Source organism: Thalassoroseus sp. (genome assembly GCF_984380535.1).
On sequence record NZ_CFHRBF010000011.1, the window covers coordinates 269,770 to 284,988 of the forward strand.

Consider the following 15,219-nt stretch of genomic DNA (forward strand, 5'->3'; position numbering starts at 1 on the left):
AAGCGACGCTAAGTCTCTTTCAATTCCGGCTGCAGTTTTCGTGATCGTAGAAAGTTGATTGTCGCGGTCACGAGAAACAACGCCGTTCCCGAGAGATTCGTATACAGACCGATCTCTTGCCCACCGATGCGGACTTCCGGCGTGAGCAACAACGCGGCTGCGAGCAACATTCCCACCCGCACGAATGGTCGGATATTCGTGAACAAGAACCCGGCAATTCCCGCTGCGAGCGCGGTAATACCGATACACGCTGCCGCCACTTGAATGAACACGTCCCACAACACGAGCCGTTGATCACTGAAGACGACGCGGGCATCGCTACTGTAGGGGTCTTCGCGAAGTTTCGTGGTCGATTTGCCATCGGCGTCTTTGACAGTGCGATCAGGTTGGTACTCGACGATACCAAGCCGCCGTCGATTTTCGTTCTCGTTGACGAAGTCGATCGTCCATTGCTCGCCGGATTGGGCAGGAATCCGGAACACGCCGAAGTAGTCGGTTTCGACGATGGTCGGTTCGGCAGATTCACCGGAAGAAATCTCGATACGTCCATTCTGCATCGGTTCGCCGAACTTGCGAAGTTCACCGACGAGTTCGGCTTTATCGGGCGATCCGTCGGCGGTAGCCACGCTGACGAATTTCACTTCCGGCTTATTACTCATCAGCAACAGTTCCGGGCGGTACACGAACATAAATGGCAAGGTGAAACCGACCAGCGAGAATTTGAACGCTGCGAACGAAGTCGGCATGATTTCCGCTTTCGCGATTGTCGCCGATGCATACGCCGCGAGCGCCACCGGCGGTGTGACCATGCTCATCATCCCGAAGTAGAAAATGAACAAGTGAGCCGCGAGCGGAATCACGCCCATCTCTTTCAAAAGTGCCCCCATGAGCGTCGCCATCAACAGGTAACACACGACCGACGGCACACCCATGCCGAGCACGATCGAGCACACCATGATCCCAACAAGTGCCAGGAACAAACTCGATTCGACAACGCTTTTAATTTCACTACTAAACGCCGTCGCGATGCCCGTGGTTTGCACGACGGCAATGATGATGCCCACGCATGCACTGGCCGCCACGAGTGACGTGCCGTTCTTGGCGGACTTGGTGAAGGCGTCGAGAATTTGCGGCCGCCAGGCGGGGTGAATCAAACCAAAGATCAGCAAGCCGAACGAACCAAGAATCGACGATTCCAACCACACGCCGAGCAGTTGATCGAAATTCGGATCGTCGATCATCTCGGCAAATTGGAACCGATAGACCAAAGTCGCCGCAAAGAATGCCACCCCAGCGAGTAACCGGGGAGCCATTCCGATCGGGAGTTCCTTACGGAATAAGCTGGCGAAGAGAATAAAAACCAACGAACCGGTGACGGCTCGGAATGGTGAGAAGTCTGCGATGAGCAGGTAGATCAAGATGCTCAGGGCTCCGAAGAACACGGCGGCTTCAAAACCGTTCAGGCGTCGCTTGGTGTCTTCGGAACTCGCCGGCTGCACGCCGAGTTTCTTGGAGTAAAAGTGGACGATCAAATAAATCGAAAGGTAATACAACACCGCCGGGATGGCCGCTGCAGTGGCGATCTGGGTGAAGGTGGGTTGTGGCTCGACGAGTTCGAGCATCATGTACGCACCGGCCCCCATCACCGGCGGCACGAGTGCCCCACCCGATGCGGCAGCCGCGTTGATTCCCCCTGCGATCGTCGGCGAGAACCCCGCGTTTCGCATCATCGGGATTGTGAACGCCCCCGTGGTGACGGCATTCGCGACGGCACTTCCCGAGAGTGAACCCATCAAACCGCTACCAAGAACCGACACCTTCGCCGGTCCGCCAGGACTGCGACCGAAGACTTTCTCAGCGAAGTCGATGATGAACTGCGTCGCGCCGGACATTTCCAAGAATGCCCCGAACACGACGAACAGGAACACGTATTTATACATCACCTCCGCCGCTTTGCCGAAGACGCCGGAACTCAGGAACGCGGTCGTCGCGAGTTCCTTCAAATCTTGTCCGGCGTGCGGCAGCATCCACGATGGCAATTGAGCGAGCGATGTAGTTTGGCTGAGGTGACAATAATAACTGTGAACCATAAACGCGATCGCCAGGAGTGGCACAATCCAGCCGATCGCCCGTCGGGTCGCTTCGAGTACGATCAGCAAACCGACGATGCCGACGATAAAGTCGGTCTGTGTGAACGCTCCCGCTCGGCGTCCGAGTTGTTGCCCGTCGAGCCACAGGGATTCAAAGGCGGACTCGGTTTGGATCACCACGAACCCGCAGCAGATCGTCGAACCGACCATGCAAATCGTATTGATGATCCAGTCGAGCTTGGTGTCTTTGAGTTTCTTGCTGGTCGGGTACGTCAGAAAACAAAGCACCAAACCAATGCCCACGAAGATCGCCAGAGGCGATTCAAATTGGTCGAATACATTCTGCCAAAAGTTCACCGTGTAAAGCGTGAACAGGCAAAGCGTGGCTGAAAGCGTGATGACCAAACCGTGACGGAGACGATCGAACACAAGCGGGACTTTCGATAGGTGGGACGTCGATGCGGGTCGTTCGGTGGCTGACTTTCTCGCGAAGAAAGTTCGGGTGCCACTGGCTTTCCCAATGACACCCATCCCGAAATTCTTGAATCCGGCGAAATCTGACTCACAAGTCGATATGCGCTGACAGCAATTCGCCAGCGCATGCTTAACGACTATTCCTTCGATTCTGCCGGAGCGTCCGCAGGTTTTTCTTCTTCCGCGGGTTTTTCTTCCGCGGCGTCTTCACCCTTCCAGATGCCGACTTCCTTGTAGAACTTGATGGCACCTGGGTGGAACTCGGTGCCGGTGTAGCGGGCGGCGTTTTCTTCGCTGATGAACTTGCTCGCTGGGTGGTTGATGTTCTTACGGTTTTCCCAAAGAGCTTTGGTGATCGCGTAGATGAAGTCTTCCGACTGATCGGCTGAGGTCACGAAGTGCATCGAGCCGGTATTCATGCTTTTGAAATCACCGGTGAGATCGGAATACACCTTTTGCGGGATCGTCACTTCTTGGAAGAAGGGGTATTCGTCGATCAGGCTTTCCATCGCAGCGTCATCGTAAGGAATGAAGTGGATGTCGTGCGTGCTGCACGCTTGGCTGATGGCGGCGGTTGGGACGGCTCCGCCGAGGAAGGCGGCATCGGCACTGTTGTCGGCGAGGAGTTCCACCGCGTCACTTTGACCGGCATTCTTGGCGTTGAAGTCGTCGAACGTCAGGCCGTGAGCTTCCAAGATTGGTTCGAGGAACATTTCAAAGCCGGCCCCCGCAGGACCACACACGACGGTTTTGCCTTTGAGGTCTTTCATGGTTTTAATGCCGGAATCCGCCTTGGTGATGAACATGGCGACGTTCGGGGCAATCGTGGCAACCGCACGGGTGTTGTGCTTGGTTTTGAATCCGCCTTCTCCGCGGACTGCAAAATAAGTGATAGCCGAGTTCGAAAGTGCAAGCTGAAGATCACCACTCGAGAGCTTGCGGATGTTTTCCTGCGATCCTTTTGTGGTTTGGGACTGAACCTTCCAGTCTTTCTTTCCTTCCGACTTGTTGAGGGCTTCGGCGATCTCTGTGCCAACCTGGTTGAACGCCCCACCAACCGGTGCGGTTCCCAGGCTGATGAATTTCGTATCACCACCGCCCTCACCACCGGAACAACCCAGAGCTAAGGCGAGACAACCAACCAGACCATACCAACGGGTGAGAGACATTGGGCAAAACCTTCCCATGAAATGCAACGAATTGAGTTTCAGGCAGGATCACTCGGCAACGGGGGCTTGGCGAATGATTGTTACGAACATACGGATTCTTGTGGATGTATCACAGTATCACGCAGCTAACCGGCTTTCCAGTTCGCGGCAGGAACTCGGAATTTATCCGTGCGAAGACAGATCCGGAGTCGAAAGGATTTTTTGAGATTTGTGTTCAGAGGGGGGAATTCCCTGTTTTTTCTGATCAGGTACATTTGATAAGATAGAAATGTTAGAATGTTACAGTTTGCGGAACCTCATGTTCGCCAATGTTGGGGATGGTCGCCGCTCGTGAAACCCTTACGGATGCCTATGGTAGAAATGGAAGAATGATGTATCGCGTTGGAGATCGCGTTATTTTTCGCAAAAGCAAGCACAGCACTTGCCCCGGGCCGCGTGCACAGGAAATCATGCCGAGCCCTTCCGGAGAAGACTACAGTTACCTCGTCGATAAGTTTTGGACAGTCGTCGATGTGATCGGGGAAGACGAGATTGTGTGCTTGACGCCACGAGGCAAGCGGCACCAAATTTCGGTCGATCATCCAAACTTGCGGCGGGCAAATTGGTTGGAACGGTGGTTTTACAACCGTCGGTTTCCGGAAGTTCAAGCAGATTCAGCCCTTGCGCCATCCCGCTGACGAACACAATTCGATCTGGTCGCAAAACGGGGAAGTTGCTAGAATCCCCGCCCTCTTTCAAGGAATCGACCGTAACATCTTTCAAGATCATAGCTTCCGTCTAATGGCCTATTTGAGTCTTGGGCCACGGAGAGCGTGAGGCAAACTTGAAAGATCACCGGTTTGCCATCAGAAGGACTCGAAACTATGAGCAGGATGCTCAAAAAGTGGGCCACGATCGCGTTCGTCTGCCTTCTTACTAGTACTGTGCTGCTGCCGGCGAATATGTTTGCCCAAGGAGCGCCCGCGAACGGAGCAGCTCCGCCGGCCAATGATGCGAGGTTGGACCAACTCCTCGAAGATTGGGCACGCGAGTCCGCGAAAGTGACGAAACTCAAAGGCGAACACCATCGGTTCGTCTACGACAAAGTCTTCAAGGTCGAAAAACGTTCGAAAGGCGTGTTCTATTACGAATCGCCGTCGAAGGGGCGAATCGATATTACGCCGGTCGATGTCCAAGGCCAAACCGCCCGTCGCAAAGATGCCGAAGGCCAACCGTTCCAACTCAAGGCTGACCGGGCAGAACGCTGGATCTGTGATGGCCAACGCATTTGGCAGGTCGATGAAGACAAAAAACAGATGGATGTCTTCCCGATTCCCAAACAGAACCAGGGTCGTAACATCATGGACGGCCCGATGCCGTTCTTGTTCGGGATGCCGAGAGAAAAAGCGAAAGCACGATACGATTTGACGTTGGTCGCGGAAAATCAACAGTACGCCACCATCGAAGCACTGCCCAAATGGCAAATTGATGCTCAGAACTGGCAGAAGGCGCAGATCATTCTCGACAAGAAGATCTTTCTGCCGAAAGCGGTACAACTGGTCGATCCGGCTGGGAACTTGGAGACGGTTTATACCTTCGACGATATGACCGTCAATACGTTCAATGCGGGGCTGCTTCAAAAGTTGTTCCCCGAAAAGAACCCGTTCGTGCCGGATCAGAAAGACTACATGGTCAAGGCTCACGATCCGAACGCGGGTCAGCAAGTGGCTGAGAGCTCACCGCCGCAAGGGCCGGTTGTTCCCAGCGTGGTCAACTTTCCGTGGAAGAATGCCCAGGAATTGCTGACGAAAGCCGGTTACAAAGTTAACATGCAGCCCGGCAAGGTGGCACCTCAGGCGGTTGCGAACTACGTGACTTACGAACAAGACCCACCAGCGAACTCCCCATTGCCACAGGGTGGAACCGTGACGATTACCGTCTATGTTGCCGAGGGCATGGTGCCAGGTGTGATTGGCCAACCTTGGAAAACCGCCGGTGCGGAATTGGAAAAGGCCGGGTACAAAGTGAAGTACCTGCCCGGCGATCCACCACCGCAACCGAATATGTTGTATCACGTGTATGCACAAACGCCTTCAGCGGGACAGAAGCTGGAAGCGGGCCAGGAGATTGAACTCAAAGTCTACAACACTCCTCAAGCCGCTGCGAAACCGTAGACATCGCTCTTGAGTCATCCACCTCGACCGCCGGTCCCCAACGGCGGTTTTTTCATGCGCCGGTATTCACTGGCGACGAGTCGTCACTTTCGATTGGTGCGAACATTCTTTCCTTGAAATGTCTGCAGCACATTCCGTTCTTTGCTCTGCACGATGATCGACCACTCTTCAGTGTTCTGATCAGGGAAATGAGCCTTTGTGACGACGACGACATCTCCAACTTCCCCCTCGACCGTCAACGTCTTGGTCGCTTGATCCCAAGTCCCTTCTTGTTTGAGCATCGTGCCATTGGAATCGAACGTGAACATCACGTATTTCTTCGTCTTGGGATCGTAGCCGCGTAGATTCATTCCCTGAGAGGAGTCGCTCAGGGAATATGTCTGCTGAATAAATCGGCCGCCAAGAATCCATTTCGTCTCGGCATCGCCGGACAGTTCGACATCCTTCATGCTCGTCTTCCACGAGCCAACAAACTGCTCCAAGGGTTTGAGTTCCGGGAGGGCGGGTTCTTCCGCCACGATTACCTGGGGGCTGAGGAATCCAATGGCAACGCATGCGGTGAACAGGGGGAGAAACCGATTCATGTTGGCTCCAACGATCAAGAAGTGAGTCGTGTCGAGATGCTCCGAATGGGCAATGGACAGACTACTACTTCTCGCAGCGTCTTGCCAATCCTCACAGCGAATTGGTGATCGCAACCGTTGTTTTGCGTTGGCGTTCAAAACAACGGTCGAGCAATTTCATATTGGGCTTGAAAGCATCAAGAAGGTTTCAAGATCAGCAACCCGAGTGGAGGAAGTTGCAGCGTGATGCTGTGGTCTCGACCGTGGGATGGTTCGTCTTCGCTTTGGACACCGCCGAGGTTGCCGACATTGCTGCCGCCGTACACTTCCGCATCGCTGTTGACGATTTCGTTGTAGTACCCGGCTGCCGGCACACCGACACGGTAATCTTCATGGACTTGCGGAGTGAAGTTGCCGACGACCAACACAAAATTCTTGCGGTCTTTGGTGTAACGGACGAACGCGACCACACTGTTTTGGGCGTCGTCGCATTGAATCCATTCAAACCCGGTATGGTCGCAATCGGTTTCGTAGAGAGCGGGCTCATTGAGGTAACAATGATTGAGGTCCGTCAGAAACTGCTTGACGCCAGAATGTTTGTCATGCTCGAGCAATGGCCAGTCGATTTCGGAATCGTGGTTCCATTCGGTCCACTGTCCGAACTCGCCGCCCATGAAGAGCAGCTTTTTCCCCGGCTGGGCATATTGATAACCGTACAATAACCGCAAGTTTGCGAACTGCTGCCAATAGTCGCCTGGCATCTGTGAGAGCAACGCCCGTTTGCCATGGACGACTTCGTCATGTGAAAGCGGCAGAATGAAGTTCTCGCTGAAGGCGTAGATCATGCGGAAGGACAAGTCGTTCTGGTGATAGCAACGATACAGCGGGTCGCGACCCATGTACCGCAGCGTGTCGTTCATCCAGCCCATGTCCCATTTGAAGTTGAATCCCAGCCCGCCGTGATCGACCGGGTGAGACACCCCGCCCCACGCCGTCGACTCTTCCGCCACCGTCAGAATGCCCGGATACAACCCGTGCAACATGGCGTTGAAATCTTTGAGGAACTGAATTGCTCCCAAGTTTTCACGTCCGCCGTATTGGTTCGGAACCCATTCACCGTCGCGGCGGGAGTAATCGAGATACAACATGCTGGCAACCGCATCGACGCGAATTCCATCGATGTGGTACTGCTCGCACCAGAACCGAGCGCTGGCGAGCAGGAATTCTTTGACCTCGAACCGTTCATAGTTGAAGATGAACGTGCCCCAATCCGGGTGGAACCCTTGGCGTTGGTCGGAGTGTTCATAAAGGTGTGTGCCGTCGAAGTCGCCTAGCCCGTGGGCATCGGTCGGAAAGTGAGCGGGCACCCAGTCGATCAGCACACCGATCCCGGCTTGATGCAGTTCATCGATGAACGCCATAAAGTCGTGTGGCGTCCCGTAGCGTGAGGTGGGAGCGAAATACCCGGTCGTTTGATACCCCCAAGAACCGTCGAATGGGTGCTCGGTCAGGGGCATCAATTGAATATGCGTGTAACCCATTTGCTGGACGTAGTCGATCAGCATGGGGGCGATTTCGCGATAGTTGAAGTATCGCCGTCCGTCCGTAGGACGTTTCCACGAGCCCAGGTGGACTTCATAGATCGAGACCGGTCGGTCATGCCAATCGCCGTCCTGACGGCTATTCATCCAGTCGGCGTCTTGCCATTCGTGCCCGGTCAGGTCATACACCACCGATGCGGTCTTCGGTGGGCGTTCGGCATAGAACGCGAACGGATCGGCCTTTTCCAGCATGTGATCGTTTTGCGTGCGGATTCCGAATTTGTAAGCCTCGCCGGCCTGCATTTCCGGGACAAACCCAGACCAAATCCCGGTATCGCTGCCCCACAGCCGATCTCGGCCATGTTCCCATTGATTGCGATCGCAGAGAACAGACACTTCCTTCGCATTAGGCGCCCAAACGGCAAAATGCACGCCGCGAACGCCGTCGCGTTCTTGGAGATGTGCTCCGTGATGTTGATACATGGTGGCCGACTCTCCAAATGATGCCAGTTCCAAGGTGCAGTCCGAACATGAGCTAGGCGTTGACTTTAGCAACCGCGAATGTCGACAGCAACAATCGTCGATCCGGAAAACCAAGCCTCCGACCCACGATTTGGCAAGATGAAGAAGCTATGAGGATCACAGCGGATCGGTCATTCGATCCATCACGAACCCGGTCCCATGCCGATAACAGAGATACGCAATAGGTTTCGGAGGCTAAAGGTTAGGAACAAGGGAAGTCCAAGATTCCCGCCAATCGTCCAACTCCGCCCGCCGAAATGCATGGGAACTTCGTTCCCGCGAATGACCCATGATGTCAGCATTGTCGTGAGTGATTGTCGAGGAGAGTGAAGCCGATGTTGACGATTTTCGACCGCTACCTCATTCGTAGCTTCTTCGCGGCTTTCCTGATCGTCGTGGTTTCGATGCTGGGGTTATTCGTCATCATCGACCTGACCGACAACGCCGACGAATTCGCCAAGAATTTCAATGGCGATTGGCGACCATTGCTGATGAGCGTGGTGAAATACTACTCCGTGCAGTCGTTGTTCTTCTTCGATGCAGCAGGAAGTATGCTCGGGCTTGCGACATTGGTGATTCTACTTATTCAACTTCAAAGACGCGGGCAGATCGCACCGATTCTTGCGGCCGGCGTGCCGACGTTTCGGTTGACTCGTCCCCTGGTCTTATGTGTGACCGGTGTGGGATTGCTGGTGTTCGCGAATCGGGAGTTATTGATTCCGAAGTATGCCCACCTCAAGCATGTGCAACGTGGCGAAGACTCGGGAACGTCTCACCGGGTCGAAGCGGTTTACGACTTCGAAACCTTCGTGATGATCGACGGCGGACGATTGATTCCGTCCGAATCGCGTCTCTTGGAGCCGAAATTCGTCCTACCGACACCTACCGTGGCACGCGAACTGACGGTCATCAATGGCAAGGAAGCTCACTTCGAGACCCAACAAGGGCAACCCGGTTGGCGGATTACCGAAGTCTTGCAGGACATTCAGCAGTTGCCGTTGACCGGTGTTGGTCATCAACTCGTGCGACCGATCCCAAATTCCAACGATATCTTCGTGCAAACTTCGATCGGCCCGGACATTCTCTTTAAACGCAAGTCGGCGGAGTGCTATTTGGCATCGGGCGATATCGTCGAACGTATCCGAAACCCGGCGTTCACGACCATGTCGATCAGGAATCTGCAACTCGAGTTCCACCGTCGATTTCTGGAACCGGTTGTACTATTCCTGTGTGCGATGTTGACCGTGCCGTTGATGATCCAGAAAGAAACGAAAGGCGGTTTGCCGATCAATACCGCGATGAGTTTTCTGTTTCTGGGTATCGTGTGGGTCGCCGGTTTTGTGTTTACCTTCGCAGGACGAATCGGCTGGATCACCCCTGCTCTCACCGCCTGGGGACCAGCCATTCTGACAGCAGTGATGGTCGCCCAACTCCGTCATCGCGTGACGACATAACTAGTCTGGGTGCCGGGTGCCACGGCTCTATGAGCCGTGCTGAGCGACGTTGTTTGAAAGCACGGCTCACAGAGCCGTGGCACACGTTTGTTGTTGGCCGTTATGCGGCGGAAGCGTTCGCGGCTTGACCGTTCAGCATGGCTTGCAATTCCTGTTGGAAATGCCAGACGCGTTCTTCGCGGGGGGAAAGACAACCGACGAACGGAATGCCAGGGGTTCGCGCGCCTTTTTGCACGCTGGTCGCGATGTCGATGTCTTCCAACAAGGCTTTCAGGGTAAAGCGTTTCGCGCCCCAGCACATCGCGGCTGCGGTCAATTTCGAGACGATGTTGGGATGGTGCGGTTCGAGAAACATCCATAACCGCACACGGGTCGCTTGGGCGGAAATCGGTTCGACCGTGTGACACCACGTAAACATCCCCGCGCGGCCCGCCATCAGATGCGGACATGCCATTGTGTGGCGATAATGGTCGTCGCGTGTGAGTCCCATTACACCGTACACCACACGGTCGGCCAATCGTTGTATTCTCCCGACGGGTGGCGAATGGGTTTCGAACCGCGACCAACCCTCGCCGAGTGTGTGGTGACAGGTCTCTGCATCCGGGTTTCGTCGGAAGGTCGCTGTGTGCACGCTTTCGAGGTGATAACTTTCGAGCGCATTCTCGACGATGATCTTCCAATTCGCCGGCACTTCCCGTTCGATCTTCCCGATGCACGTGCGATTGCTAGCAAATGCCGATTCGAAGTCGGCGTGCGATTCGCCGAACCATTCTGAAAGCGAGGGCACACTGCGTGAGAGCGAAACAAAAACCACGTTTCCGCACGTGTCGATCGGAAATGATTGCAGGCAGATTTTCTCGGTATCGATCGGGCGAAACCCTTGGGCTTCGGGGATGCGACGGGTGCGACCGTCGGCTCCGTACTCCCAACCGTGATACCCACATTTCATCCGGTGAGTGCAACCAGATTCGGACGCTTGCAGCAGATTGAAGCGATGCGGACACACGTTGAGATACGCCCGCAACTCCCCTTCTGATCGCCATAAGACTAACGGTTGTCCGAGCAGTGTTCGTGTAACGAAACTTCCTTCGTTGGCTAGTTCGTCAGTCGTTGCAACGGCATGCCACGCTGGTCGGAAGACAGCTTCCATCTCACGTGCGTGTTGTTCCTCACCACCGTACGCGGAGGCGTCGAGCAATTGCGGCAGTTGGGAATCGTGCACGAACATGAGTTCTGTTTGTGTTCTCTATCAAAAAGTGTCCCACGGCTCTATAAGCCGTGCCAAGTTGTGAACCGGAACAGAGCACGGCTCCTAGAGCCGTGGCACCCCGAACGTTCTTAGTGACTTAGTTCTGTTCTGCGAACCAGGCGACGGTTTGTTCTAGGCCGGTTCGTAGATCGACTTCCGGTTTCCAACCCAGCACCCGCGTTGCTTTGGCATGACCGGCCAAGTTCGATCGCAAATCGCCGGCACGTTCCGGGCCGTGATCCGGCTTGGGTACATTGGGCGATTCGATACCGGCGGCTTTTTGGTGCGCTTCCACGAGAGAATGAATCTGCCCGGCCAGCTGATTCACATCTGTGCCGATCTCTGTGCTGATGTTGAATGCGTCGAACGGTTCGTTCAAGTCCGTCGTTAACGCCAACACGTTCGCCCGGGCAACATCGCGACAGAATACATAGTCTCGCACGCAACCGCCGTCACCGAAGATTGTCGAAGGGTTTCCCTGAAGCATAGCTTTGCAGAAAATCGCGACCACACCGGCTTCCCCATGCGGATTCTGTCGCGGACCGTAGACGTTCGTGTAACGCAATGCGACCGACTTCAAACCATGCTCGCGGGCGTAGAACTTCAGATACTGCTCGCCGATGAACTTCGTGATGCCATACGGACTAATCGGAGCTGCGGGCGTTTCCTCCGGCACAGGGGTGTCGACGTCGCCATAGAGAACACCACCCGAGGAAGCAAACGAGACCCGTTCGACATCGTGCTGAACACAGTTTTCAAGAACGTGCAACATTCCGAGTGCATTGACTTCGGCATCGAACACCGGTTCACGAACCGAACGACTCACCGACATCTGAGCCGCCTGGTGTGAAACAAGTTGCGGTTTCACGTCATCGAAAACTTTCTTCACGGCATCGCGGTTGCGAATGTCAACTTCAAACACCGGGACATCGTCCGGCAAGTTGGCTTTGTTGCCGGATGAAAGGTCGTCGATCACGAACGCTTCGTGACCAAGTTCCAAAATTTGGTCGACAATATGACTGCCGATGAAGCCGGCTCCGCCTGTGACGATGACGCGCATGGGTTGATCCTCTTAGTGTCGGAGTATGTCAAAGATGGCTGCCCGCCGCTAACAGAGGACGGAGCGTTCGTGACGAATTTCAATTCGCTGGATTCTTCGCGGCAAGCGCGTCGATGACGTCGAGCATATTCGTCCAAATATCGCCTTCCACACCGTTCTTGTTCAAGTACTGTTCCAAATCGTTGATCGAATATTGTTGACCGCCGATCTGCGATTTCCGGACGGCACTCTCGCTGGGAACGAGAGAGGCATTCGTGTATTTCGTGAAGAACACGCTGGCGAGAATGTCACAAGACGATGCCGTAAACGGACGGGTGACATCGCCGAAATCGTGGAGGATTGTGCGGTTGTGCGAGGTCACAAACGCTCGCAACTTCGGCTCTTCGTTTTCTACGGTCACGCGGATAAAGACGAGTTCGTAAGTCGGTTGCGTGTTGTTTCCGATCGCAGCCATATCACAGCGATGCAACAGTACCAATGTTCGCAAGTCGGCTGGGGTCGCTTCGATATCGGGCTTCACCAACAGCCCGAGGCTGCGGAAGTTTTCGATCGAATCCAGCACGGCGGGTTCACTCTTGGCCGACACCGATGCACCACGATAAGCCGCGGTCGCGGCGACAGGTCGTGGATGCAAGTAGATCTCGCGAGTAACCGGGTCTTTGAGGACCTGAGCTTGAATGCTCATGTAATGCTCATCGAGATAGGAAAGGATCATCCGCGAGCTGAGTGTCGGCAAGTCTTTCCGGTCTCCAGGGGCGATTTTCAATCCCACGGTCAAGGCAGGCATACGCCGGAGCAGTGGCGGCAACTTTTCATTGTTCTTCTGGCCTGGAGGAAGAGGCAAGGCGACAAAGTTCGTCAGCATTAGCGGTTGTCCGGGGGCCAACACTTGGCAGCGGAATCGGCTGCCTCGGCTAAATGCCGACTCCAACTCCGATTCCCCGACCGGAAGTTGAGTGATCACATCATTGCGACCGTCGGCGGTCGGTTCGTCGTCGAGGTTGGTCAGTCCTTCCTCGTCGAGTGTAATCTGTTGACCGCCGACTTTGATCGTCAACGGTTTGGCCTCCTCATCGACGGCTTTGCGGAAGTTCAGGATCGGCAATTCCGGTTCGGTTTCCGTGTTTTCCGGTTTGCCGATGCCGATGACAATTCCGCAGCCGATGACAACAACGCCAGCAATTGTGAGCGGAAGCACCGTTCCGGAAAAGCCGAATCGGTTATCAAATCCCATGGGAAATCCTTTTGTCGAATGTCAGACGATAGAATGATGGTCGGAGTCGTCACGAATACGCTAAGAGAGTTCCGTCGAGGTGACTCAGGCGGCACGAGACCGTCGGATTCCATGACTCGAGGACCGACTGACGACGCGTGCCATCGGTCGCAAATTCGCTAACCGTCCGGCTGTGACCCCGGCGGTCCATAGAAACACGAAACCGAAATCATGGGGCATCCAGACGGTCATCAACGAGAGTGAAAACGCCACCATGCTACCGGCGAGATACGCAAAGAAATGGGTCCCGCGTCGATGTGTCATCAAAGCGAGACGGACCTGACTGGCCAACGTACTCACACCGACCGCGATGAAACCAAGCAAACCCAGCCAACCAAATCGGAGCAACATCAACACGTAGGCATTGTCGATGTAACGAACACGTTTCAATGTGTCGACATCTTGCGGGCCAACAGGCACGTTAATCGGAAAACCACTGACGGCTTCGGTGCCAAATCCCAGAAGTCCGGCCCGTCGCATGGCCGGCCGGTAGACCTGAAGTAAGTACAACCGATTCATCGTGCCGGTGTACTCCACTTCGTTACCGTCGACGAGAATGGCTTTGTCTTCGGTTTTCTTCTCTTGTGCCAATTTCTCCACCATTTGCATTATTGGCTGATAACTGAGTCCGAGTACCAACGCGGCTGCACCACCGCCAATCACCAGCCATTGACGTTTTTCTTTCCAAATGAGTAGAGCAGAAACGTACAACGTCACCGGCACGGCAAGAGTCATGGCTCGTGAACCGGTCACGATGATTCCGCCCACGCAGATGAACGGTATCACTTTCCACCAACTCGGTCCCTGATGGCGACGAGCGCTGGAAAATGCATAGAGTGCCCAAGGCAGAAGCAGAAGTTGTAACGCCGCGAAATAGATCGGGTGTTTACAAGGACCGAACGCCCGCTTGAGTCCCCAACGTTGATGTTTTCGCCATGCCCCCTCTGGGCCACCGAAAACGGCATCGAACGGATTCACATTCGCGAACGCTTCGAAAAGCGAAGCCGCTCCCAGAAAACAGGCAACGACGGCCATGATCGGTAGCAAGTCTCGAATGTCGTCCATGCTTTGAATAGCGAGTCGCCCCGCGAAGTACGGTAGCATCCATTCTCCGTAGGCCCGTAGGAACACGCCCATCGAGAAGCCGCCGTGGTACCAATCCGCTAAACAATGGACACAGACCAACCCCAACACCATAAAGTCGATCGCGACAAATTTGGTGCGAATCGTGCCGTCGCGGTGGAACAAATACATCAGCAGCACGCAGGCCGATCCCGCAATCCGCAAGTCGATCGGTTGTCCGAAGACTTTCTGCGAAATCCAAATCGGTAGGGCAATTGCGATAGCGATCGCAATTCCGACGGCACTTCGCGGACCGTGCTTGACCATCCGCCAAGCCGCCACCGCTACCAAGGCCAACAACGACACCAAAAAGAGTCCATTCATGAGGCGATCCTTCGTGCATTGAGAGCCGATGTTTCCGGCATGGCGATTGTCTTCGACTTGTCCGCGGTCGAAGCCGGAAATGTCCCGACCCATTCACGCCAGGCATGTGCGTAGGAGTTCAATAGTGATTGCGTCTCGACACGGGTGAACCACGCGGAGTCGGTCTGCACACTGAGTGTCATCGCTCCGTTGCAATGACAAATTCCGAACCCCGCCCGGGTCCGC

The 15,219-nt window shown here is 54.8% G+C and carries 12 protein-coding genes; 3 read left to right on the forward strand and 9 right to left on the reverse strand.

All coding sequences use genetic code 11. From position 1 onward, the window contains the following. Positions 1 to 8 precede the first annotated feature (8 nt). Together AC5DDB_RS17015 and AC5DDB_RS17020 are read right to left on the reverse strand one after the other, a co-directional pair. On the reverse strand, positions 9 to 2,519 hold the full coding sequence (locus tag AC5DDB_RS17015; protein ID WP_491740944.1) for a TRAP transporter permease: 2,511 nt from the start codon (positions 2,517 to 2,519) through the stop codon (positions 9 to 11). A 182-nt stretch (positions 2,520 to 2,701) separates the two neighbouring features. After that, positions 2,702 to 3,733 (reverse strand): TAXI family TRAP transporter solute-binding subunit, encoded by a 1,032-nt coding sequence (locus tag AC5DDB_RS17020; RefSeq protein WP_491740945.1) that lies wholly within the window; start codon positions 3,731 to 3,733, stop codon positions 2,702 to 2,704. 449 nt (positions 3,734 to 4,182) lie between these two features. Between AC5DDB_RS17020 and AC5DDB_RS17025 the strand changes: the two genes are divergently transcribed. Then, complete coding sequence (locus AC5DDB_RS17025; RefSeq protein WP_491740946.1) at positions 4,183 to 4,410, forward strand: hypothetical protein; 228 nt, start codon at positions 4,183 to 4,185, stop codon at positions 4,408 to 4,410. Positions 4,411 to 4,596: 186 nt separating this feature from the next. Continuing rightward, positions 4,597 to 5,886: a PASTA domain-containing protein gene (locus AC5DDB_RS17030; protein ID WP_491740947.1), complete on the forward strand. Its 1,290-nt coding sequence runs from the start codon at positions 4,597 to 4,599 to the stop codon at positions 5,884 to 5,886. An 83-nt stretch (positions 5,887 to 5,969) separates the two neighbouring features. Here AC5DDB_RS17030 and AC5DDB_RS17035 read toward each other — a convergent pair whose 3' ends face one another. Both AC5DDB_RS17035 and glgB read right to left on the reverse strand, forming a co-directional pair. After that, positions 5,970 to 6,470 carry a DUF1579 family protein gene (locus AC5DDB_RS17035; RefSeq protein ID WP_491740948.1) on the reverse strand — a complete coding sequence of 167 codons (501 nt, stop codon included), beginning with the start codon at positions 6,468 to 6,470 and terminating at the stop codon, positions 5,970 to 5,972. A gap of 176 nt (positions 6,471 to 6,646) precedes the next feature. Next, complete coding sequence (glgB, locus tag AC5DDB_RS17040; RefSeq protein ID WP_491740949.1) at positions 6,647 to 8,506, reverse strand: 1,4-alpha-glucan branching protein GlgB; 1,860 nt, start codon at positions 8,504 to 8,506, stop codon at positions 6,647 to 6,649. A gap of 341 nt (positions 8,507 to 8,847) precedes the next feature. On the opposite strand from glgB, the gene AC5DDB_RS17045 reads away from it, so the two are divergent. After that, positions 8,848 to 9,966, forward strand: a complete 1,119-nt coding sequence (locus AC5DDB_RS17045) for an LptF/LptG family permease (RefSeq protein WP_491740950.1) — start codon at positions 8,848 to 8,850, stop codon at positions 9,964 to 9,966. Between the two features lie 100 nt (positions 9,967 to 10,066). Here the strand turns inward: AC5DDB_RS17045 and AC5DDB_RS17050 are convergent, their stop codons facing one another. From AC5DDB_RS17050 to AC5DDB_RS17070, 5 genes are all read right to left on the reverse strand, one after another. Then, positions 10,067 to 11,188: an aromatic ring-hydroxylating oxygenase subunit alpha gene (locus AC5DDB_RS17050; protein WP_491740951.1), complete on the reverse strand. Its 1,122-nt coding sequence runs from the start codon at positions 11,186 to 11,188 to the stop codon at positions 10,067 to 10,069. A gap of 124 nt (positions 11,189 to 11,312) precedes the next feature. After that, positions 11,313 to 12,275: an NAD-dependent epimerase/dehydratase family protein gene (locus AC5DDB_RS17055; RefSeq protein WP_491740952.1), complete on the reverse strand. Its 963-nt coding sequence runs from the start codon at positions 12,273 to 12,275 to the stop codon at positions 11,313 to 11,315. Between the two features lie 79 nt (positions 12,276 to 12,354). Further along, complete coding sequence (locus AC5DDB_RS17060; protein WP_491740953.1) at positions 12,355 to 13,509, reverse strand: hypothetical protein; 1,155 nt, start codon at positions 13,507 to 13,509, stop codon at positions 12,355 to 12,357. An 84-nt stretch (positions 13,510 to 13,593) separates the two neighbouring features. After that, positions 13,594 to 14,994 (reverse strand): O-antigen ligase family protein, encoded by a 1,401-nt coding sequence (locus AC5DDB_RS17065; protein WP_491740954.1) that lies wholly within the window; start codon positions 14,992 to 14,994, stop codon positions 13,594 to 13,596. Next, the coding region (locus AC5DDB_RS17070; protein WP_491740955.1) for a hypothetical protein at positions 14,991 to 15,219 on the reverse strand (229 nt) is incomplete at its 5' end. The genes AC5DDB_RS17065 and AC5DDB_RS17070, both read right to left, overlap by 4 nt.